Genomic DNA, 22,158 nt, shown 5'->3' on the forward strand with positions numbered 1-22,158 from the left:
CAGTTTGCCGAGATGCCGCACCTCTTTGACATAAACCTGGGACACGCGCACATTGACTTGGAGCATGTCGTTGCCCGCTGGCAGCGGGTCATCCGGGTGGTTCAGCTTGCCGGTGAAGGAAAGATGGAAGCTGAAGGCTTCTGGCAAGGTGACTTGACTACCATTGATCAGCCGCTGCTGAATCCACTTCATGATCAGCGGGGCCAGTCCTTTGATGGTTTCTTCGCTGTAGATAGGCTGCTCTGTGGAGATGTCCGCCGCCATCTCGTCGTAGCCGTCCGTGCTGCGCGGCACAGCTTGCATCCGGTAGGACTTGGGAGTAGTGAGAGCATTGACTACAGGCCGCCATAGAATCGTCGCCATGATCGTTCTCCGGTGAGAGGGTGAGGAGAAATGCGGAAGGGTGCTGCTTCAGGCAAAACTAAAGCGCGGCAGAGGGTTTGTCAATGGGATTGTTGCGGTGCTGCGGGGGGAACTTCTTGCAGGCTACAAAGTAGAGAGGTATCTTAGAAGAAGCATGAATATTGGAGTTGTACAACTATAGAAGTCAAGCAACTCATTTCACACAGAGGCCTGAATGGAACCGATATCTTCACTTATTGCCGGTTACGCGACCGGAAAACTAACTGAAATCGCTGAGTCAATGGTACGCACTCACGTTATTGAACGGTGGGGGCGGTTCCGCGCTAAACAATTTTTCGATGCTTTCTGCGGAGCTATCGCATCAGAGGGCACGACTGAATTGGAATTGCAACAGTTGCTTGATGATCTACTCAGTGATGATCGTCGGTCTCAGGTACTTTTTGACGCATATCGTTCAGTGTGTTTTACGAAGTCTCGTTCGCTTGGTCCGCGAATTATAGCGTTGCTGACAGCAGAGCTTGTGACACGTGAATCAGTTGCTGATGATGAGGAAGATGCAATATTCAGCGCAGCCGAGGAACTATCAGATGCCGAGTTAGCAGAGTTCTCTGCGTTTGCTCTCGATCATGCCAACCGAAGAAATATTGACACTGACGATACATCCACACGTCATGGCTCACTTTCGATTAACATGGGCGAAGAATTAATCGATTCAACATGGCGACGCGAAACCGATATTTCGCTTGGCCCGCTGAACCTTGCGACCGATATTGGATCATGGGCACTAAAACTGAAACGGCATGGACTAATCTCTGATGACGTGCGCGAACAGCAATGGGATTACCAAGAAGACAGCGAACGACATATTGATGAGCCTGGGACAATGCGACAGGTGACGTGGTGGCTCTATCTTCATCCATCTGCACTACGGCTCGCTGAACTTACGAAACAAGCTAGCTAACAATCTGATGACCTTGGTCGTTACTTCAGTGTGAGCAGGTGCAGTAGGGTGACGCACAACAGAATCCAACAGACTTAGCAGGCAAGCCAAAAGAGACACTACGGTATCTCCCTCAAGAGATACCATAATGACTCCATAGGAGTCAGCAGAGTATCTCATATAGAGTCATTAGAGTGTCTCCACCAGAGTCACTCTAATGACTCCACTGGAGTAAGCCTGGTGTCTCCACCAGAGTCAGCGTAGTGTCTCTGCTGGAGTCACTATGGTATCTCCGACAGAGGGTGCCTGATGTCATCAGCACGGCTGCTGGGCAAGCAGAGCCTCAATCTCGGCAATCAGCGCAGGCAGGTTGGGCTGGTGAAAGCTCATGTTGACCGCTGGAATGGGGTTTTGCTTGATGTTCGGCGGCACATGCTTGTGATGCGGATGCGTGGCTGCCAGCGACGGCTCGTCTGGGTGCGGCTGGGAGTCATACCAATACAGCTTCTCCTCACCTTTCCAGACCTCGTAGCCGTACCAGTCAATCACTGCTGGCAGCCGGTTGTAGAGGATGCGCTCACGCAGCGTCAGACGAAAGCCCTGCGCAAAGAGCAGCTCCCCTTCAACACGGCCAAGGTTATGCCGCGCCGGACAAAGACCAAGTTTGATCGCCGCACTGCGGGGAACTGCTCGGCAATGGTGTAGATGAACAGCTCGTAGTCTTCTGGGCTGCGGAGCGGGCTGCTCATGCGGCGACCTGAATCAGCCCTCTCAGGGTGGGAACACGGCTGCCGCGCCGCTGCACGGCATTGCGGTATTCGGCCAGCCGAGACAGCCATGTCTTATAGACGCTGCCCCATTCGCCAAAGTCCAGCATCCATGCGTCGTCCTCCGGCTCCTCGCCTTTGACATAAGCAGCATAGAAGAGGTCGGAGCGGACTCCGTACTTGCGCTCGAAGGACAGGAGGTCTTCTTCAAGCGCATGAATGTCCAGCAGCAGATCGTGCGGTTCCATATCACTCCTCTCCGCCTGCGTCGTCCTCCGGCTCCACATCGCCAGAAGAGCGCGCCAAGATGGACATGTCCACCACCCGCTCGCCCTCACCGAGGTTGATCATACGCACGCCCTGAGTGTTGCGGCCAATGACGCGCATAGAATCCATCGGCATACGGATGACCTTGGCCGAGTTGGCAATCAGCATCACCTGGTCGCTGTCCTCCACCTGCAAGGCACCGACCACCATGCCGTTGCGCTCGCTGGTCTTGATTGTGGAGACCCCTTTACCGCCACGGCTTTGCAGGCGGTACTCAGACACTGCCGTGCGCTTGCCGTAGCCGTTCTCCGTCACTGTCAGGATGGAGGTTGACTCGCATTCGCTCTTCTTCAGCACCACTGCGCCGACTACCGCATCGTCGTCTGTCAGGGTGATGCCCTTGACCCCGGCGGCTGTCCGGCCTACTGTGCGCACGTCATCTTCTTGGAAGTGAATGGACATGCCCTGCCGAGTGACAAGGAAGACCTCGTCCTCGCCTGATGTGATGGCCGCGCAGAGGATCTCGTCATCCTCGCGGATAGTCAGGCCGATCTTGCCCTTGCGCATGGGCCGCTTGTACTCGGCGATGCTGGTCTTCTTGACCACGCCCTTCTTGGTCACGGTGACAATGGACAGTCTCTCATCGGCGTTCGCCAAGTCGGCAACAGGCAGAATAGCAGCCACTTTCTCGCCCTCACCCAGCTCCAGCAGGTTGACTATGGCCCTGCCCTTGGCGGTGCGCCCGCCTTCAGGCAGCTCATAGACCCTGCGCCAGAAGACCCGCCCTAAGTTAGTAAAGAAGAGGAAGGTGTCGAGGGTGGAGGCGGTGTAGAGACCGGAGACGAAGTCATCCTTGCTGTCAGCCATGCCTGCCACGCCCTTGCCACCGCGCCGCTGCGCCCGGTAGAGGCTGAGAGCATTGCGCTTGATATAGCCATTGTGCGAGACAGTCACCACCATCTCTTCAGCAGCGATCATGTCCTCAGGCAGGATCTCGTCCGGCATCTCAATTAGCTCAGTGCGACGGCTGTCGCCGTACTGCTCGCGGATCTCGCGGAATTCGTCGCGGATGATCTGCATGACCAGCGTGTCATCAGCCAGCACCTGCTTCAGATAGGTGATGCGCTCGTTGATCTCCATGTGTTCTTGAATGATCTTGTCGCGCTCCAGACCAGTGAGGCGTTGCAAGCGCATGTCTAAGATGACTTGCGCTTGCAGCTCGGACAGGGAGAAACGCTCCATCAGCCCGGCCTTGGCATCGCTTGGCCCAGCCGCAGCTCGCACCAGCTCAACCACTGGATCGAGGTTGTCCAAGGCAATCTTCAGTCCTGCCAAGAGATGAGCGCGTTCCTCAGCCTTGCCCAAGTCAAAGGCAGTGCGCCGATAGACTACGGTGCGCCGGTGCTCCAAGAAGTGAACAAGCAGCTGCTTGAGGTTGAGTATCTCTGGCCTGCCATTGACAATGCAGAGCATGATCACGCCAAAGCTCTTTTGCAGCGGCGTGAGGGTGTAGAGCTGATTGATGGTCACGTCGGGATTCTCATCCCGCTTCAAGTCCATGACAATGCGCAGGCCGTCACGGTCAGACTCGTCGCGCACCTCGGCAATCGAGGTGATGCGCTTCTCCTTCATCAGCAGAGCGATACGCTGCACAAGGTCAGCCTTGTTCTGCTGGAACGGCACTTCCGTGACCACGATGGCCTCGCCCTCGCCCTTCTTGCGCCGCTCCACGTGCAGCCTGCCGCGCATGACCAGTCTGCCGCGTCCTGTCTCGTAAGCCTCGTAGATGCCCGACCGTCCGCAGAGGAAGCCGCCGGTGGGGAAGTCCGGGCCAGTGATGTGCTCCATCAGCTGGGCCACGTTTAGCTCCGGGTTCCCGCTCAGGGCGATGAGCGCATCCATCAGCTCGCTCAGGTTGTGCGGCGGAATCTTGGTCGCCATGCCCACCGCAATGCCCTCAGAGCCATTAAGGAGCAGGTTCGGGATGCGGGCGGGCAGGACGGTTGGCTCTTGCTGCGAGCCGTCGTAGTTGGGGATGAAGTCCACCGTGTCCTTGTCAATGTCCGCCACCAGTTCCTGATCCAGCCTGCTCATGCGGGCCTCGGTGTAGCGCATCGCCGCCGCTGAGTCGCCGTCCATGGAGCCGAAGTTACCCTGGCCATCCACGAGCGGATAGCGGAGGGAGAAGTCCTGGGCCATGCGCACGATGGTGTCATAGACCGCTGTGTCGCCGTGCGGGTGGTACTTGCCGATCACGTCGCCGACAATGCGCGCCGACTTGACGTAGGGCCGGTTGTGGAATGTGCCCAGCTCGCGCATGGCGTAGAGGCAGCGCCGGTGCACCGGCTTGAGGCCGTCGCGCACGTCCGGCAGGGCGCGGCCAACAATCACGGACATGGCGTAGTCCAGATAGGACTTGCGCAGTTCCTTCTCAATATCAACGGTCTGTATCGCTTCGGGCAGGATTTCGTCCTGCGCTGCTTCTGCTGTGCTCATGCCTTGCCTTGTTTCGTGGTTGTCGGCTGCGGGTCAGCGCAGGCCGTTCTGATTGAAGAATGCGCTGTACTTCTTGTCCGTTCCCTTGATGTGGCCTTGCAGCCAGTCGCGCAGGAAGTACAGGGTGTCGATGGAGACGGTGAGGCGGCCTCCTTCAAAGTCGCTGTGGAACTCAGAGACCTTCTTGACAAAGGCGGTGTGCTCTTTCATGTGCGCCGCTGAATCAGGGTATTTAAACTGAGCAAAGTATTTCTCTTCCACTTTGAAATGGGTGTCGGTGTAGCTGATCAGGCCGCTGATGATTTTACCTAACACATCCTTCCCTTTGCCGCTCTTCATCGCATCATGTAGCTCGTTGATCATCGCCACCAGCTTCTGGTGCTGCTTGTCAATCTCCGCCACATTGACGCTCAAGCTCTCGTCCCAAGTTATCAGACTCATCTTGACACCTCCCGGTTGCTGTTATTGTTTCTGCAAGCTGGTAAGCTCCTCGCCGGACAAGCCTGTGCTAGCCGCGATGACATCCAGCGTAATGCCATGCGCCAGCAGGCTGCGGGCAATGGCAAGTTTTGCCTCGCGCTTTCCTTCTTTCATACCTTTCTCTATGCCTTGCTCTAAGCCTTTCGCCATACCCTTTTCCATCCCCTTCGCCAACCCATCCTTCTCCGCCTTGATCAACGCCCCCTGCTGGAGCATGATGAAGTCTCGGCGTTTGAATTGGACTTCCAGCTCCTCCTCGCTCAGGGCGGCAGTGTTGGCCAGATCAAAGGCTTCCAGCAGCGGCAGCTCGGTGAAGGTCTTGGGGATGAAGTCGAGCGCACCCGCGTTTTTGATGAAGTATATCCACTTGTCCGTGACTGTGCGCAGCTCGGCCTCGCCTTTCTTGAACTTGGGCAGCTCGACAAAGATCAGCTCGATCTCGTCGCTGTATTGGACAAGCTGCTCCTTCTCCCGCAGGTTCCAGTACGAAATCACCTTGTCGAAGTCCTTGAACATCTCGAAGTCGGTGATGGTCAGGGCAATGACCGGCTCTAAGCCCGCATACTGCTGGGAGCGTCTGAGCTGCGAGGAGTAGAGTTTGGCAGCATTGTACAGCACCCGCTTTTCGAAGCCTTCGACATTGAGCACCTGCATCTCGATGATGACTTTAGCTCGATTGGACAGCACTGCCTTCACGTCAACATAGCTGTCCTTCATGCCCTTCAGCGGCGGCACCTGATAGGGATCAACAATGGTCAGATCAGTGATTCTCTCGTCGCCGAAATCAATGATGGCGTTGAGGAAGTCAATCAGAATGCCTTTTGACTGCTCGCTGCCAAAGACCCGCTTGAAAGCGAAGTCGGTTCTCACGTCAAGGAACTGCATGACCTTCTCCTTTCTGCAAAGCGGCTATTTCTCCGCTGGACAAGCCTGTGCTGGCGGTGATGACCTCTATCGCAATGCCATGCGCCAGCAGGTTGCGAGCTATGGCGATTTTCTCCTCATGTCGCCCTTCTTCATGGGAAGACCAAAGCATGGACTGCTGATACGACACATTCTGCATGTATTCATCATAGGCTTTCCGCTGCGGCTCGTCCAGATTCATAATTCGCAGCTTCACGGAAGCCTCCTGAATATGCTTGGCTCTGAAATCAGGCTGCACCTCGCTGTGCTTGAGCATGTAAATCCATTCATCGAGCGCAGACTGCACTTTGTCAGGGAAATCTTCCACGCGGATGAGATAATGCTCAGGGAAAATCTTCCGCACCTCGCTGATGCCGAACAGCTCCTGCTGTTTCTCAGTCAGCGCGAGGATGTCGCCGGTGTGCATGCCGACAAAATTGGTGGAGCCGTAATAGAGATAATCCGTGCCAATGCCAAGGCTGAAATACGTGACGCTGACCGAGATAATCTTTTTGATTTCGCGGTACGGCTGCCCTTTTTCCAAGTATTCGCTCATCAGTTTGGCGACACCGTAGGCGATACGATGAAAGAAGTCGTATTCCGATTTTACCTGCACTTCGATCAGCAGCAGCTCTTTCTTGCTGTTTTCAACCAGCAGATCAACGCGGTTGAATTTGTCGAAGCTGTCTTCTTGATTGCTTTCGCTCTCCAAGAGATTGACCACGGTCACGTCTTCATTCAGCACTGCGCTGAGGAAGCCTTCCAGCACGGAAAAATTGGCCTTGTCGCGCAGGAGCTTTTTGATTGCCCAGTCAAAGCGGATGAGTTTTTCCATATCAGGATAACTTGATATCAATACAGCATTTCTTGTATTTTCTGCCGGAACCGCATGGACACGGATCATTACGACCTATCTTCGTCTTTTGCGATATTTTCTTTCTGCTTTCTTGAGGGAATTCAGTCATTTTTATCGGCGATACGGTTAACTCCTTAGTTTTAAAGAAATTAAGTTGCTCATTTTCTTCTTCATAATACATCCTCTGCTCGTCTGTCCAGTTGCTACAGTCCATAAGATTAAAATCTACAGAAACCATATCGCTATATTCAGGAGGATCCGTCGCTATACCTACTATCGTTGTTAAGTGACTGAATTCGTTTTTTGCTGCCCCACAAGCAATCTTTAATATCTCCAGTCTGAATTGTCTATATTCTTCTCTGGTTACAACAGGATAATGTAGCTGCAAAAATAAATACGCTTTGTTTTTGTAAAAGGAAGGAATCAAAGACACCTTCCTTAAGAAAGAAGGGGCCGAAGGCACTGGTTCAGGGAAGTCTTCTATTGCTTTGATTATTATTTTTGATAATTCACGACGAACAAATCTCGGTTCTTTTGCCATTTCATGGATAGCACTTCTTCCGTCAAAGAGTGTGCTGCTGCCGATCATCCTTCCTTCAAGTGCATATCCGCATGTTTTTTGAATTATATCGTCCCAAAAATATGATATTCTATCTGCTTCTTTCTTTTCTTTATATTCATCTCTCTTGATAAATCCTTCCCAGAAACCTTCAGCAAGTAATCCACCAGTATATCCATTAAATGCAATATAATGTTTGTTAGTTGATTTGTTAAAATTCATAAAATAAACAGCGAGAAGGTCTTCATCGCCGCTATAAACAAATAATTCATATTTATTTATAGCTTCTGTTTTTGCATTCAAATACTCTGAGAAATCATATATTGTATCAAGCTCATCAAAGATAAGTTTAAGATTAAAACTATCAAAAATATGAACAGGATTTTCTTTGTCTACATGAATAAAAAACGGTTTTTTTGTATTGTTGGCATTTTCCTTCCTGCTATACTCCATTGCTAAACTGCCGTAGCTGTCTCCACCGAAAAAATTTCTGCAAGTCTCTTCGGCTCCATGCGCAATTATTATTTTATGAATCTTCGCTTGGTTATAGTCAAATTTTATAGGCAAAGGAATCTCTAATTTTTGATCAAGAAATATTTTTCTCCCGCTTCTGATGTATCTTTCCACACCGTTGGCGGTTTGTATCTGCTTATCGATAACTTCTTTTTTCCAGCGATTCCAGATTACATTAATATCTTTTTCTTTATTATCAAGAATACGACTTGATCTATCGAAAAATACAAAAATATTATCCTCAAAAACTGCCAAAACATCGCATAATTCTACTTGCTTTTCATTAAACGGATTCGGATAACTCCATAACTTTAGAAAAGTTTTATCGCAGAGATTTGCTAACAGCCTTTCCGAATCATTTACTCCTTCTGATTTAATTATCATGTTCTATCTCAAAAAATTTAACTGTCTAATTATTCAATATCAATAACTACACTGCATCTTCATACATCTATCTCGAAAACTTCCTCGTCGCCAATCTACGCTTGGACGAGCAACTGATTCGGATGAGGCTGCATCAACGTTGGCAGTCCAGCTCCGATCTTTTCAAGGCAGTCTCCTTTTCTTCCGCGCTCAAGCCCTCTTTTAGAAAGGACAGGCACTTTTCTTAAGAGGGCGTGCCTTTTCAAGAAAAGCTCCTCTCCTTTTTTAAGGAGGACATCTGCTTTTAACAAAAGGCCATGCCCTTTTTTTAATAAGGCAACTTCCTTTAACGAAAGGGGCACCTCTCTTTAAAAGAGGACACGTCCTATCGTAAAACAGAGACCTTCTTTTCAAAAGAGGGCAGGCACTTTCGTCTAACGGGGCCGCGCATTTGTTCCGTAGCCCCGGTTGTTTGCCGAATTGAGCTGCCGCCATTTCGGCAGCATCCGTTCATACATCCAACTCCGAAACCTCCAGCGCGTGGTTCTGGATGAACTCGCGCCGTGGCTCCACCTTATCGCCCATCAGGGTGACAAACAGATCATCCGCAGCCTCGGCATCTTCAATTCTGACGCGCAGCAGGGTGCGGTTGGCCGGGTTCATCGTCGTTTCCCAAAGCTGTTCGGGGTTCATCTCGCCCAAACCTTTATAGCGCTGGAGGTGACTGCCCCGGAAGGTCTCCTCACGGACGACGCGAATCAGCTCGCGCCAGTTTTTGGCCGGGATTTCCTTCTCCTGACCAGAAGCGGCGTTCTTGCAAAGGGTGAAACTGCTGCCGACATGCTCCCTGATTTCAGGATAGAGATCAAGACCGAGCCGGTATTCGGGAATCAGCGGAATATGCGGCCCGATGACCGCGCGGGTGTGGGCCAAACCTTGGAAGGCCGCCTCCGCCTCAAAGCAGCTGGGCCGGGTCGCGCAGACGCGGATGCCGCTGGTGACGGCATTGATGCTGGATAGCTCTGCCAGCAGCCCGTGCAGGAACGCTTCTTCCTTGAACTGATCCGCTGAATGGACATCGTTTTCGAGCAAGAAGAGAGTGAGCTGCTCCTGAATGTTCATCCGCTCCAAGAAGGTGCTGATGCGCTCGAACAGAGTCAGCTTCTTCAGCAAACTGACTAACTCTTGCCCGGCCAGCTCGCTGCCGTTCTCCAGGCGGACTTGCACAAACTGCGCCGCCTGGTCGTAAAGGTGGTTGTTGAGCGCGTCCTCATCAAGGAAATACTGCTCCTTCTTGCCCCGGCCCAAGCGGTAGAGCGGCGGCTGGCCGATATAGACATAACCTTGCTCGACCAGCGGCAGCATCTGGCGGTAGAAGAAGGTGAGGAGCAGAGTGCGGATATGCGCGCCGTCCACATCCGCGTCCGTCATGATGATGATCTTGTGGTAGCGCAGTTTGCTCGCGTCAAACTCCTCCCGCCCGATGCCGGTGCCCATCGCGGCGATCAATTGCTTGATCTCCTCAGAGTCGAGTATCTTGTCGAAACGGGCTTTTTCCACGTTCATGATCTTGCCGCGCAGGGGCAGGATGGCCTGGATGGAGCGGTCGCGGCCTTGCTTGGCACTCCCTCCTGCTGAATCTCCTTCCACGAGAAACAACTCCCGCTCTGCCGGATTCTTTGACTGGCATTCAGCCAGCTTGCCTGCCATCAGCAGAGAGATGCCGTCTTTCTTGCGCGACAAATCCCGCGCCTTCCGCGCCGCTTCTCTGGCCCGCGCTGCCTCAACCGCCTTGCTGAGTATCTGCCGCGCCACCTGCGGGTTGCGCTCCAAGTAATCACCAAGCTGCTCGGTGCAGATGGAAGCGACAATGCCCTTCACCTCCGAGTTGCCCAGCTTGGTCTTGGTCTGGCCCTCGAACTGCGGATTCGGCACCCGCACCGAGATAATCGCGGTCAATCCCTCGCGCACATCGTCGCCCTCCATCTTCTCCTTCATGTGCTTGGGCACAATGTCGTCGGTGGCGTACTTGTTGATGCACTTGGTCAGCGCGGCGCGGAAGCCCGCCACATGCGAGCCGCCTTCGCGGGTGTTGATGTTGTTGACAAAGGAGGCCAGCCGCTCGGTGTAGCTGTCAACATATTGCAGACAGACCTCGACCTGCACCTGCTCCTGCTCGCCTTCAAGAAAGATCGGCTGCGGATGAATCGGGGTGCGGTTGCGGTTAAGGTGCTCAACATATTCAACCACGCCGCCCTCGTAATGAAACAGATCTTCGGCCCCGCTCTGCTCATCCTTCAGGGAAATATGAATGCCCCGGTTGAGAAAAGCCAGCTCGCGCAGCCGGTTGAGGACGATCTCGTATTTGAAAGCGACGGTCTGGGTGAATATCTCCGGGTCTGGCTTGAAGGTGATGGTGGTGCCGGTGTGCTCGCTCGTGCCGACCACTTCCAGCTCGCTGGTCTTCGCGCCGTAGGAGAAGGTCTGCCGGTAGAGCTTGCCGTTGCGCCGCACCTCAGCGGTCACATGGGTGGAGAGTGCATTGACCACTGACACGCCCACGCCATGCAGTCCGCCGGAAACCTTGTACGAAGAATGGTCGAACTTGCCGCCTGCGTGCAAGGTGGTCAGCACCAGCTCAAGAGCGGTCATGTTTTCCGTCGGGTGCTTGTCAACCGGAATGCCGCGTCCGTTGTCTTCGACCGAGCAAGAACCGTCTTCGAGGAGGATCACGCTGATCCGGTTGCAATATCCGGCCAGCGCCTCGTCAATCGAGTTGTCCACCACCTCGTAAATCAGATGATGCAGCCCTTCCTCCGCCGTGTTGCCGATATACATGGACGGACGCTTACGCACCGCCTCAAGCCCGTCAAGAACCTTGATCTGATCCGCCCCGTAGGACGAGTTTTCCTGTTCGCTCACTTGGTTGCCTTTTTTGAAGAATTAATACGAAACGCGGCAGAGTTGCGCAGCGGCAGCCAGCATCCTGCCGGAAGCGGCTTATCATACCATATTTCTGCTGAAAACGGGGAAAAATCTCCTGATTGCAAAGGATTTTATCAGGAGAGCGAGGCGTGACAAAAGGGATGTTTGCGAAAAAAGATGGCTTTAAATCCAGCAGGTGATTCAAGGCGTGGAATAGAGCTTACAGATAAGCAAGAGGATCAGATAGCATCTGTTCTTGTGCAGTCAGCTCTCCAGAAAAATCCAAGAGATGCAGGCCACGTGATGAGCGTGAAGTTCTCAACGGAATTTTATAGATCTTGGCAAGATTTGTCAGCAAGGTAGTTGCATCAAAACCTCTGCCCTGCTGTTTTAGACCTCTTCTGGCTCGAATGCTACTCGCGAGGAAAGAAGTTTTGCTTGGCCGCAAAGGAGTTCTGCCGACTTGGAGAGAAGTTTGGCCAAGCAGAAAAGGAGTCTGGCCGATTACCAAAGGAGTTTTGCCGACTGAGAAAGGAGTTCGGCTCAGTTGCAAATGAGTTCTTCCGACTCACCAAGGAGTTTTACTCGGCCAAACTCCTTTACAACTGAGGAAAAATGGAATGTTTTGCCATATAAATCCATACATCATTGCATGATAAAAGCCGGTGACTTCTGCATCACCGGCTTTTGTACAACAAAGAAGTTGCCTTCTATTTTTCAGCAGCCTTCAACCGGCTTCTCTACCTTTACCTGTACTTCTACATTATCACCTGCTTTCAGCTCGGGCTTCGTGCAGGTCATAGTCACCTTGTCGCCTTCTACAACATCAACCTTACAGGTCTCTTTTTTGGCTGCGGCAAAAGCGATGACAGCGGTAGCGACAAAAGCTGTGGCCATAACTGCGGAAACGATCTTCTTCATAAGAAATCTCCTGGAATAATTTTCTACTGTAAAATTTCCGGGTTAGAGAAACCGGATAACATTTTCGATTAACTGTAATGCGTTTGCCTCGGCTTGTCAAGATGAAACCTCCATCTTCGCCTGCCGCCGCAGAAGGTCGCTGCTACTTCTCTGCCATTACCTGCTCAATGTCCACCTGAAGAACGCTACTGGGGACATAACCAGGATAATACTTGACCACATCGCCTTTGCGGTTGATCAGAAAAGAGGTGGGAATACCCGAAATACCGCCGAATCCCGTCAGAACACTTGCATCGGCCATGGCCACAGGGTAGTTAATCTTCTCCTGCTCAATCAGGTTTTTCACTCCCGCAGGCCCGGTCTCGTCAACAGAGATACCGAGCATGGAAAAGCCCTTGCTGCTTAACTTTTCTTGCAGCTTGATAAAATCTGGAATTTCTTCCCGGCAGGGAGGGCACCAAGTAGCAAAAAAGGTAACGAGCAGCACCTTATTCTTAAAATCATCGCTGCTGATTTTTTTGGCATCAGCAACAGCAGAGAGCGAGAAAGAGGGCATAGCTTTGGCAGCCAGCACCGGATTGCCGGGCAGCAAGAGGAGCAGAGCAGCCAGGGCCACTGCTTTAATTTTTGTCATTGGATACATTAGAATACCTGTTCGTGGTTATGGAGAGAAGGAACAACACGGAAAAAGTCTGCATTTTTTCCTAGCTGCACCTTTTTTAACTCCATCAGTGCTGTTTTGTCAACCCAGGAAGGTGAGGGCATGTTCAAGAAGAAGGCAGGCTGCTGCGGAATGCTTCTTGCAGCCTGCCAGAGTAACGGTCACGAGCGGGAGTAATCAAACGTCATCTTGCCCTTACTATAGCCAATACGCGCTTTGCCTCCCTTGCTCAGTTTGCCAAAGAGAATCTCCTCGGTCAGCACGTCGCCGATCTCTTTCATGATCAACCTGCGCATGGGCCGGGCACCAAAGGCCGGGTCATAGCCCTGCTCGGCCAGCCTTTTGCGGGCAGTTGGGGTCAAGGTGATGGTCACGTTTTTGTCAGCTAGCTGGCCTTGTAGCTCCAGAATCATCTTACCAACGATCCGCTCTACCGCTCCCATCTCCAGGGGATGGAAAGTGATGATGCTGTCCAAGCGGTTCCTGAATTCTGGTGAGAACAGATTCTTCAACGCCTTCTGCTCCTTGCCTTTGGAATCGCCAGTGAAACCGATGGTGCGCTCAGTCATCTCCCGCGCCCCTGCGTTGGTGGTCATGATCAGGATCACGTTGCGGAAATCTGCCCGCCGCCCGCTGTTGTCGGTCAGGGTGGAATGATCCATGACCTGAAGCAGGATCGAAAAGACATCTGGGTGGGCCTTTTCGATCTCATCCAGCAGCAGCACAGTGTGCGGGTGCTTGCGGATTGCATCGGTGAGCAGGCCGCCCTGTTCAAAGCCGATGTAGCCCGGAGGTGCGCCAATCAGCCGCGACACCGCGTGCTTTTCCATATACTCGCTCATGTCGAAGCGTTCAAAATGAACGGACAGCGACTGGGCAAGCTGGCGGGCTACCTCGGTTTTGCCCACACCAGTGGGGCCGGCAAAGAGGAAGGAGCCAGCAGGGGCATTGGGATTGCCCAGCCCAGCCCTGGCCCGTTTCACTGCCCGCACCACTTCAACCACCGCCTCGTCTTGGCCGAAGATAACCGACTTTAGGTCTTTTTCGAGATAGCGTAGCCCCTCGGTCTGGTTGTTGACCTTGGAGACCACCGGAACCCTCGCCATTTTAGTGACAATCGCCTCCACGTCAGCCATCGTCACGGTCGTACCGATTTTCCCAGCCAGCCGCATCGACGCGCCAACCTCGTCCATTACGTCGATGGCTTTGTCGGGCAGAAAGCGGTCGTTGATATAACGATTGGCCAGCTCGGCAGCGGCCTGAATTGCCTCATCCGCATATTTGAGCTGATGATGCTGCTCGTAGCGGGGTTGGAGACCGCGCAGGATGGCGCAGGTGTCCTCTACTGATGGCTCTTCCACGTCGATTTTCTGGAAGCGACGCGACAGGGCACGGTCTTTCTCGATATGATTTTTGTACTCCTCATAGGTGGTCGAACCGATGCAGCGGATGGTTCCGGCCTGAAGCGCGGGCTTGAGTAGGTTGGAAGCATCCATTGAGCCACCACTGGTCGCGCCTGCGCCAACGATGGTGTGCATCTCGTCGATGAAGAGGATGGCCTTGTCCATCTTTTCAATGGTGTTCACCACCGCCTTCAGCCGCTTCTCAAAATCGCCCCGGTACTTAGTGCCGGCCACCAGCGATCCCATGTCGAGCATGTAAATCGTTGTGTCCTGAAGCAGGGACGGAACTAACTTGGCCGGATCAGGCTGGGCAGACTTACGGGTCACAGCGTCCTCGTGAATGCGCAGGGCAAGTCCTTCGGCAATAGCGGTCTTGCCCACGCCCGGTTCGCCGACCAAGAGCGGATTGTTCTTGCGGCGGCGACAGAGCACCTGCATCATTCGTTCCAGCTCGCGATCCCGACCGATCAGAGGGTCAATCTTGCCCTTAGCAGCCAGTTCAGCAAAGTTGACTGTATATTGCTCTAGCGGATCCTCGCCTTCGTTTTTTTTCTTCTGCTCCTTGGCTGGGCTGTCCGGTTGCTCTGGCGGCCTCGACGAGGGCAAGGAATCATTCTTAGCCGCGCTCTCAGCCATGTGATGGGAGAGATACTCCATCACCTCCAGCCGACCTACGCCCTCGCTGCCGAGGAAATAGACCGCGTGCGAATCCGGCTCGGCAAAGATGGAGACCAGCACATCGCCGGTATCAACCTCCCGCTTGCCTGCGCTCTGGACATGGTTGACCGCCCTCTGGAGGACGCGGTTGAAGGCCACAGTCTGAGACGGCTCGGTCTTGCCAGTCTGTAAAACCGGAATTCCAGCGGCAAGGAATTCCTCTAGCCGCTCCTTGAGTGAGTCATTGTTGCCGCCGCATTTCTCAATGATGTGGGTGGTCATGTCATCATGCAGCAGCCCCCAGAGCATGTGTTCAACGGTCACATACTCATGCTTCTTCGATTTCGCTTCTTTGATGGCCTTGATGAGGGCCAGCTCTAATTTTCGGCTTAACATGATGGCATCTATATGAATTTAAATTTTAGTCTGTTCAGGCTTCAGGTCCGTTCCAGGGAGCATTTCAGGGGATACTGATTCTTCCGGGCCAATTGATGCACTTCAGCGACCTTGGTTTCGCCGATCTCACGCGAATACACACCTGCCACACCGTGCCCTTGATGATGAACATTGAGCATGATCGCGGTGGCCTCTTCCGTGTCCTTGCCGAAAATCGTCACAAGGATCATGACGACGAAATCCATGGTCGTGTAGTCGTCGTTATGCAGAAGCACCTTGTACAAGGGCGGCTCTGTAAGCCGTTCCCTGTCTTTGACTAAGGTCTCTTCTCTGGTTCCTGAATGCGTTGTGGTGCTCATCTTCCCAGCGGCCTGCTGCGTCCGCGTGCTAAGGTTGCGCTCCGACTCTTTTGCCCCGCGCGCAGGGGCCTGTCGGAACAGGAAAGAACATCTTCCTTCTTTGTATTGTATAATGCCCGATTCCGATTTTGCAAGTTTCCTTTGTCCGAAGCTGCGGTTATCATCATCTTATCATCATGGAGAGCAATAAATGCTGCACCACAGTGTCGGCAAGCACTGGCGAGCCTTTCAGTCGCCGATCAGCAGCGAGGAGCAATTGCAGCCACTTCCTAAGTTGCGGCAGGCTGAAGGCAGAGGCAGTTTTAAATTTCATATACACCGCAAAAGGGTGACCAGACAGCTCGCTCTGCCAGCGCGGGTTAGCCTTGAGCAAAGGCAGGCACTGTTCCTGAAAGACATTCGGCGCAATGCCGGGCCGATAGCGATACTGCTCTTGTTCTTGCAAAGCACGAAAAAGAAGCAGACTGCGGGTGAAATTGCGTAGAGTAGCCAAAACTGCTAGCCCATGAATGCCATTTTCTTGCAGGCGGCCTGCGATCAGCAGAGCCTTATCCAAATTCAAATTACCCACTGCCTCGGTCAGCTCGAAAACCGCTTCTTCACGAGTGCGGCCCACCATTCGGTTGAGGTCATCTAAGGTAATTCTCGGCGCATTACCAACTGACAGAGCCAGCTTTTCCGTTTCCATCATAGCTGCGCTGGGATGAAAGCCTACTCGCTCGAGCAGCTGTTCCATCACGCCTTTATCGAGAGTCTTGCCAAGGTCTTTCAGCACCTTGTCGATTTGCTCGCGTAGCACAGCCTCTTGTTCTTTTTTTGCCTGCGAGGAAGAGCCGGTGTCAACGCTCAGATCGAGCACGGCAAATTTTGCACTAAAGGCCTTATACAGCTTCTTGCGCTTATCAACCTCTTCCGCGAGTAGCAGCAACGTATTGTTCTTCGGGAGACCGCTTTCTAAAGCCGCCAGCAACAGCTCTCCCGCATCTCCAGGAGAAAGGCCTGATTTCGCGACCTCCATCTGTTCAAGCAGCGAGGCTGTCCAGTTCAGATTGCCTGCGGGTTTGGCAAAGCCAAAGCATTTTTTCCACTGCTCATTGCTTAAACTCCCCGGATCATCCGCGCTATCAAGCCCGGCAGCAGCGAGCATGGCGCGTAGCTGCTTGGCTGCTTTGTCCTGATTGCCCTCTTCCCAGGCTTTGACCGCCTTTTTCCAGATCGACTCCGCTACGTTTTTGGAGAGAAAGAGCCTACTGCCGTTGACCCGGAAGACCTGTCTGCCACCAAGCAAACTGAAACTGCGCAGTTTGGCCAAGGTGGTGCTGTGGTCTTCGCTGTCACCGTCTATCGCGTGTACTGTGCCGCCTTGAACGCAGAGAGCTGCGCTGATTTGCTCGGCAGCTTGCTGGCAAAGCGAGCGTTCGCCAAAGAGCAGCAAGGCCGGAAAAGGGCTGCTACCGTTGATCTCGCGGAGCAGGTCGTTCAGCTTGCTGCGGTCGTAAAGGGGCATGTTCGGGCCGGGTGCGCTGGGTGCATATTTAAACCTTCTGCATGGGGTTTAGCACTGGCCGGGAAGATTGTCAAAAGATAAAAGCCGATTTCCGCCGGTTTAGTTCCGAAAAACGGCCTGGGCTGCTGTCGCAAAGAACAAAACGCGTTGCGCAGGTGATCCACTGACAAAAATTGTCAGCGACTGACAAATTTTGTCACTCAACGTATCAAGTATTGCCTGTTTTATAAGGATAAGATATAGAATTGATAACCATTCTCGCATCTTTTTTCCGCTCTCTTGTTTATTTATCCACCTGACTTCTTGCTATTTTTCATACAGAAGACATGCTCTTTGAAATTTATTTCTCCTTATAAACAATTTCTGGCACAGATATTGCTTAATTGAAAAAAACAACTTTCTGAGAATAATCTCAGAAAGGATAATAAGCAATAAAGAAGGAGAGAAATCATGAAGCGGTATCAGGTATCTTGCATGTCGGCAGTTGCTCTTGGATTAGTATCAGTGATTTCAGCTCATGCTGAATCTGTATCTTGTTCAGTTAATCTTGATCAGGGCACGCACAATTGTGGGAGCATTCCTGAGATTGCAATTCAATCATTGACACAAGCCACTGCCGGTCAACCAGGAACAGGAAAGGCTCTTGTCAAGGTTACTCTTGATGGCGCAGCCAATCCTTCTCTCTACAAAGAAGCCAGTTTTCAGGTGAGATATACCCAACCAAGTACGGGTTGGACGGTCAATATTGGTGACTCAAGCACAAACGACGGTTACAAGGGTGATTCTGGAACCCAGAGCAACGATGCAGAGATGCAGATTGTCAACAGCTCAATGGCCGCTTACGCAAACGACGACAACCCTGCTGGAAATCCATTGCTGAACTATACATTGACAGGAGGAAGTTCAGATATCACCTTACGGGTAAAAGATAAATTCTTAGGATGGAGCCATCCAAGTCGAGTTGGAGAGCTTAATTCTCAATATCTTTACGCTCTCAATGATCAGAATGATGCTACCGGGCCGAGAAACAATGATATCTATGCAGCGTTTAACAGAACCATACGATCTCGTAGTGATCGAACAGGCACAGGTGTTGGCAGCGTCGTCATTGAATTGAAACCCGTCTCTACTGTTCCCACCGTGACTTCTTTAACAGGCCGGGTATGGATGGACCGTAATCTTGGTGCTTCACGGGCAGCAACCAGCCTAACAGATGCGGAGGCTTATGGTGATTTGTACCAATGGGGCAGATTGACGGATGGGCATGAGAAACGGACAAGCAGCACCACAACGACGCTCAGTTCCAATGATGTCCCGAGTAATGGGAATTTTATTGCAACATCAGTGAAGCCGTATGATTGGAGAAATCCGCAAAACGATAATTTATGGCAGGGCGTATCTGGGATCAACAACCCTTGTCCCGCCGGATTTCGGCTACCAACCAGAGAAGAGTTTTGGGCAGAGATAACACAGTATGGCAGTGCTTATGATGCATTGTTTAATTCTCCAATAAAGCTAACCGCTTCAGGCCTCCGTGGCTATACAGCAGGTGCTCCAATTTACGAAGGTGTCAGCGGCAACTATTGGACCAGTTCGATTGATAACAGCTTTAACGCTGGCGGAGTTAGTAATAACAGCTTTGCCTGGTATCTTACCTTCGATAAATCCTTTGGTCTTAACATGTACGGCACCGGTCGTTCGGATGGCTTCAGCGTCCGCTGTATCCAGGCACTTCCAGGAGAATAATTCCGCCAATCACTCCCGCTGCGTCTTCTTATCAAGGCGCAGCGGCCTTTTATCTCGCCATCTCATTTCCCTCTCGCCCAATCCGCTACTTCGTTCGCCTTCCTCTTCGTTTTGCGTGCCAAGTTTTAGGTTTTCAACGAGGCATCGCCCAGTTCGGATACCGTATTTGCAACTTCAAATGCCGCATCCTGAGTTTCAAATGAGGCATTTGCAACATCGAATGCCTCATTCGAAGCTTTAAACGCGGCGTTTTAAACACCGAATACCACGTTTGACGTTTCAAGTGCCTCATCCTAGGTTTCAAACGAGGCATTTGAAGCATCGAACGCCGTATTTGAAACTTCAAATGTCACGTTCCAAGCATCGAATGCTTCATTTGATGCTTCAAATGCCTCATTCGAAGCTTCGAATACGGCATTCGAAGTGGCAAAAGACCCGCTTGAAACAGGGCGTAAGCGGTTTAGAATCTGGAGAGAGAAGAAATTTACTGAGACAAATCAGTATAAAAGGCCGGATTAAAGCGCATTGATCGTCGCTTCACTCTTGCGAACTAGCATTCTGCATTGCCGAAAGAATGCCAACCGAAAAAATGAAGTACATCCGCGCTGAACGCTCCATAGTTGCCAAAATCAGCAGGCAGAGGTTATAGTGAGGGCAATTGATCCACTTTCTACTTCCGGCCAACACTCTATGTCCTCATTCCGCAAACCCTTTCGCCTTCTTGCCGCCCTGCCCTTTATCCTCTTCCTGATCGGCTATCTTGTTTATCAGGAACGACAGACCGAACGGCCTGAACAGATCGAAGTGACCACGGCTGGTTTTCTTGAAATGTGCTTGTCTTGCCACAAAGACGAGCAACCTGATCCAGCGCACGCGGCCCAGGTCATCGGTTGCTCGCCTTGTCATCTCGGCGATGCCGCTGCTATTGACAAAGACAAGGCCCACAAGGGCATGGTGCTCAATCCAGGCGACCTGCGCGTGGTTGAGAAATCCTGCGGCAAGGCAGGCTGTCACCCAGCAGATGTCCAGAAGGTGAAAAACTCCCTTATGGCCACCAATCGAGGCATTCTTTCCACCCTGCTGTATTATTGGGGCGAGCGAGACACTCAACACGCCGGCATTACCGTTGAACAACTTCTTAAAAGTGGCGAAAACTCTCTGGCCTTAGATTATTATCGTAAGCTCTGCGCTACCTGCCATCTCTGGAAGCAGAAAAACGACCTGCCCGATAAGCCAGAGCTAAAGTTTTTCAATGAAAAAGGCGGCGGCTGTTCTGCCTGTCATTACATCCCAGCCAAAGGTGATCAACGAACAACCGTAACCTCGTTTGAAGACAAGAAGCTGGAGGGTAAAAAGCCGCATCCGTTGACGAGCAAGAAGGTGCCGGATGAGAATTGCATTCGTTGCCACAATCGTTCAGGCCGAATTGGGATTTCTTATACTGGTTTGTTTGAAGGGGAAGGATACGGCACCCCGTATGAGCAGGGCAAGTTATCCTCAAAGCGGCTACCAGGAGGACGTTTTTACCTGGAAATCGCTGAAGATGTGCATCACACCAAAGGCATGTCCTGCATTGACTGCCATACCCGCGAAGAGATTATGGGCGATGGTACGCAGTATGTTCATTATGAAGAACAGTTGGAGATTAGCTGCGCAGGTTGTCACACCAAGGCACCAGGCTTGACCCGCAAGGGCCGAAAAATCACCAATATCAAGCAAGAAAAGGACGGTGGCTTTGTGCTGACAGGTCGCAATGACGGCCAAGTCCGCCCGCTCAAGCCGCCTAAGCAAGATGCCTGCGCCTATCCCGGCCACAAACGCCTAACCTGCGAGTCCTGCCATTCCACTTGGGTACCGCAATGCTATGGTTGTCATGTCAAACGCGACATGACTGATACCCATTTAGACAAACTGAGTTTACAGGAAACGCCGGGCTGGTGGAAAGAAAGCCGCTCCTATATCCGCTACGAACAACCGATGTTAGGTGTCTGGAAAGACAAGGTGGTGATCGTCACCCCTGGTTGCCAAGATGTTGTCACCTTGATCGACAAGAACGGCAAGGTTGAGGGCGGCTTTAATCGCTTCACGATGGCAGCCATTAATCCCCACACCACCCAGGCACAAGGTCGCGCCTGCGCCGATTGCCATACCTCAACGAAAACCGTCGGCCTTGGCCAAGGCACGGTGACAAAGAAGGATGGGAAATGGGAATTTTATCCGGTGGATCAAGGCGTGGATACGCTGAAAGGCCGTACCGTGCCGCTGGATGCCTTTGTCACCATTGATGGCAAGCAACTCCAGCATGGTTCGCGGCCTGATTTGCGCCCGTTTAATGCCGAAGAACTGCGGCGTATCCTGCGGGTTGGCCTTTGTCTGCAATGCCATAAGCGGTACGATGATCCAGCCTATCGGGATTATGATGCAAAGCGGGCTTGCCCAAAGTATGTGGAGCCGTAAGCGAGGCTGGACAAATACCCTACGACCTGTTCTATAGAGATCTAACTGCGAACTTTCGCTTGATACAGCGCGAGGTGTTAAAGCAGAGAGGAAACACCACTCATACAGCCACAGAGAGCCGTCAGCCGTTCGCACCTTGGTTGTTTGCCGCTTGCATCGCTCTAAAGTCAACTGGAATCGGGGCAATTCCAACAGAAATCAAGGCGATTCCAATCGGAATCGACCTAAAGTCAATTGGAATTAGGGCAATTCCTGTTGACATTGAACCAATTCCAACAGGAATCAAGGCGATTTCAATCGGAAACGGCCTAAAGTCAATTGGAATCGGGGCAATTCCTGTTAACATTGAGCCAATTCCAACAGGAATCAAGGCGATTCCAATTTGAAACGGCCCGATGTTAATTGGAATTAGGGCAATTCCAGTGTGCATCAGGCCGTTTTCGGCTGCTCTTCGGCAGAAAACGTGGTATATTTATTCAAGAAAATCTACAGCGGAGCGTATCTCGACCGCAGCCAGACAAAAAAACACAGGATCACAGAAAAGGAACCAACACTGCGGGTGTAGATTGTTCAGGCAGGGCGAACTTCAGCCCATCAAGGGAAAACTCGCGGGGCAAGC

General features: G+C 52.1%; 20 protein-coding genes. 4 read left to right on the plus strand and 16 right to left on the minus strand.

Going from position 1 to position 22,158, the window contains the following annotated elements; all coding sequences use genetic code 11:
- A partial coding sequence (locus tag ACNKIB_RS02505) for a hypothetical protein (protein WP_417908964.1) occupies window positions 1-363 on the minus strand: 363 nt, incomplete at its 3' end.
- Window positions 364-577: 214 nt separating this feature from the next.
- Here ACNKIB_RS02505 and ACNKIB_RS02510 point away from each other — a divergent pair.
- The gene (locus tag ACNKIB_RS02510; RefSeq protein WP_417908965.1) at window positions 578-1,324 is read left to right on the plus strand and encodes a hypothetical protein; all 747 of its coding nucleotides are present in this window, start codon (window positions 578-580) and stop codon (window positions 1,322-1,324) included.
- A gap of 294 nt (window positions 1,325-1,618) precedes the next feature.
- Here the strand turns inward: ACNKIB_RS02510 and ACNKIB_RS02515 are convergent, their stop codons facing one another.
- From ACNKIB_RS02515 to gyrB, 9 genes are all read right to left on the minus strand, one after another.
- Window positions 1,619-1,852 carry a toxin-antitoxin system TumE family protein gene (locus ACNKIB_RS02515; RefSeq protein ID WP_417908966.1) on the minus strand — a complete coding sequence of 78 codons (234 nt, stop codon included), beginning with the start codon at window positions 1,850-1,852 and terminating at the stop codon, window positions 1,619-1,621.
- Between the two features lie 38 nt (window positions 1,853-1,890).
- Window positions 1,891-2,052 carry a hypothetical protein gene (locus ACNKIB_RS02520; protein ID WP_417908967.1) on the minus strand — a complete coding sequence of 54 codons (162 nt, stop codon included), beginning with the start codon at window positions 2,050-2,052 and terminating at the stop codon, window positions 1,891-1,893.
- Entirely contained in the window at window positions 2,049-2,318 is a 270-nt protein-coding gene (locus ACNKIB_RS02525) for a hypothetical protein (protein WP_417908968.1), read from the minus strand. The genes ACNKIB_RS02520 and ACNKIB_RS02525 overlap by 4 nt, the downstream gene beginning before the upstream one ends.
- Window position 2,319: 1 nt before the next feature.
- Window positions 2,320-4,833 carry a DNA gyrase subunit A gene (gene gyrA / locus ACNKIB_RS02530; protein ID WP_417908969.1) on the minus strand — a complete coding sequence of 838 codons (2,514 nt, stop codon included), beginning with the start codon at window positions 4,831-4,833 and terminating at the stop codon, window positions 2,320-2,322.
- Window positions 4,834-4,866: 33 nt separating this feature from the next.
- Complete coding sequence (locus ACNKIB_RS02535) at window positions 4,867-5,274, minus strand: bacteriohemerythrin (RefSeq protein WP_417908970.1); 408 nt, start codon at window positions 5,272-5,274, stop codon at window positions 4,867-4,869.
- 21 nt (window positions 5,275-5,295) lie between these two features.
- Window positions 5,296-6,198 (minus strand): Rpn family recombination-promoting nuclease/putative transposase, encoded by a 903-nt coding sequence (locus ACNKIB_RS02540; RefSeq protein ID WP_417908971.1) that lies wholly within the window; start codon window positions 6,196-6,198, stop codon window positions 5,296-5,298.
- Complete coding sequence (locus tag ACNKIB_RS02545) at window positions 6,185-7,051, minus strand: Rpn family recombination-promoting nuclease/putative transposase (protein ID WP_417908972.1); 867 nt, start codon at window positions 7,049-7,051, stop codon at window positions 6,185-6,187. Before ACNKIB_RS02545 ends, ACNKIB_RS02540 begins: the two co-directional genes overlap by 14 nt.
- 1 nt (window position 7,052) lies before the next feature.
- Complete coding sequence (locus ACNKIB_RS02550; RefSeq protein ID WP_417908973.1) at window positions 7,053-8,528, minus strand: SEC-C metal-binding domain-containing protein; 1,476 nt, start codon at window positions 8,526-8,528, stop codon at window positions 7,053-7,055.
- A 489-nt stretch (window positions 8,529-9,017) separates the two neighbouring features.
- Complete coding sequence (gene gyrB, locus ACNKIB_RS02555; protein ID WP_417908974.1) at window positions 9,018-11,429, minus strand: DNA topoisomerase (ATP-hydrolyzing) subunit B; 2,412 nt, start codon at window positions 11,427-11,429, stop codon at window positions 9,018-9,020.
- 366 nt (window positions 11,430-11,795) lie between these two features.
- Between gyrB and ACNKIB_RS02560 the strand changes: the two genes are divergently transcribed.
- Window positions 11,796-12,041, plus strand: coding sequence for a hypothetical protein (locus ACNKIB_RS02560; protein WP_417908975.1), 246 nt, complete (start codon window positions 11,796-11,798; stop codon window positions 12,039-12,041).
- A gap of 108 nt (window positions 12,042-12,149) precedes the next feature.
- Here ACNKIB_RS02560 and extJ read toward each other — a convergent pair whose 3' ends face one another.
- The 5 genes from extJ to holA form a co-directional block, all read right to left on the minus strand.
- A complete protein-coding gene (extJ, locus tag ACNKIB_RS02565; RefSeq protein ID WP_417908976.1) occupies window positions 12,150-12,353 on the minus strand; it encodes a selenite/tellurite reduction operon protein ExtJ in 204 nt (67 codons plus the stop codon).
- Between the two features lie 142 nt (window positions 12,354-12,495).
- Entirely contained in the window at window positions 12,496-12,987 is a 492-nt protein-coding gene (locus tag ACNKIB_RS02570) for a TlpA disulfide reductase family protein (RefSeq protein ID WP_417908977.1), read from the minus strand.
- 188 nt (window positions 12,988-13,175) lie between these two features.
- Window positions 13,176-15,470: an ATP-dependent Clp protease ATP-binding subunit ClpA gene (gene clpA / locus ACNKIB_RS02575; RefSeq protein ID WP_417908978.1), complete on the minus strand. Its 2,295-nt coding sequence runs from the start codon at window positions 15,468-15,470 to the stop codon at window positions 13,176-13,178.
- Between the two features lie 41 nt (window positions 15,471-15,511).
- Window positions 15,512-15,829, minus strand: a complete 318-nt coding sequence (gene clpS / locus ACNKIB_RS02580; RefSeq protein ID WP_417908979.1) for an ATP-dependent Clp protease adapter ClpS — start codon at window positions 15,827-15,829, stop codon at window positions 15,512-15,514.
- A gap of 163 nt (window positions 15,830-15,992) precedes the next feature.
- Window positions 15,993-17,336: a DNA polymerase III subunit delta gene (gene holA, locus ACNKIB_RS02585; protein ID WP_417908980.1), complete on the minus strand. Its 1,344-nt coding sequence runs from the start codon at window positions 17,334-17,336 to the stop codon at window positions 15,993-15,995.
- Between the two features lie 450 nt (window positions 17,337-17,786).
- On the opposite strand from holA, the gene ACNKIB_RS02590 reads away from it, so the two are divergent.
- Entirely contained in the window at window positions 17,787-19,082 is a 1,296-nt protein-coding gene (locus ACNKIB_RS02590) for a hypothetical protein (protein ID WP_417908981.1), read from the plus strand.
- Between the two features lie 690 nt (window positions 19,083-19,772).
- Entirely contained in the window at window positions 19,773-21,539 is a 1,767-nt protein-coding gene (locus tag ACNKIB_RS02595) for a hypothetical protein (RefSeq protein ID WP_417908982.1), read from the plus strand.
- A 121-nt stretch (window positions 21,540-21,660) separates the two neighbouring features.
- Here the strand turns inward: ACNKIB_RS02595 and ACNKIB_RS02600 are convergent, their stop codons facing one another.
- On the minus strand, window positions 21,661-21,969 hold the full coding sequence (locus ACNKIB_RS02600) for a hypothetical protein (protein WP_417908983.1): 309 nt from the start codon (window positions 21,967-21,969) through the stop codon (window positions 21,661-21,663).
- Window positions 21,970-22,158 lie beyond the last annotated feature (189 nt).

The sequence above is a fragment of the Candidatus Electronema sp. PJ genome (assembly GCF_048287395.1).
GTDB lineage: Bacteria > Desulfobacterota > Desulfobulbia > Desulfobulbales > Desulfobulbaceae > Electronema.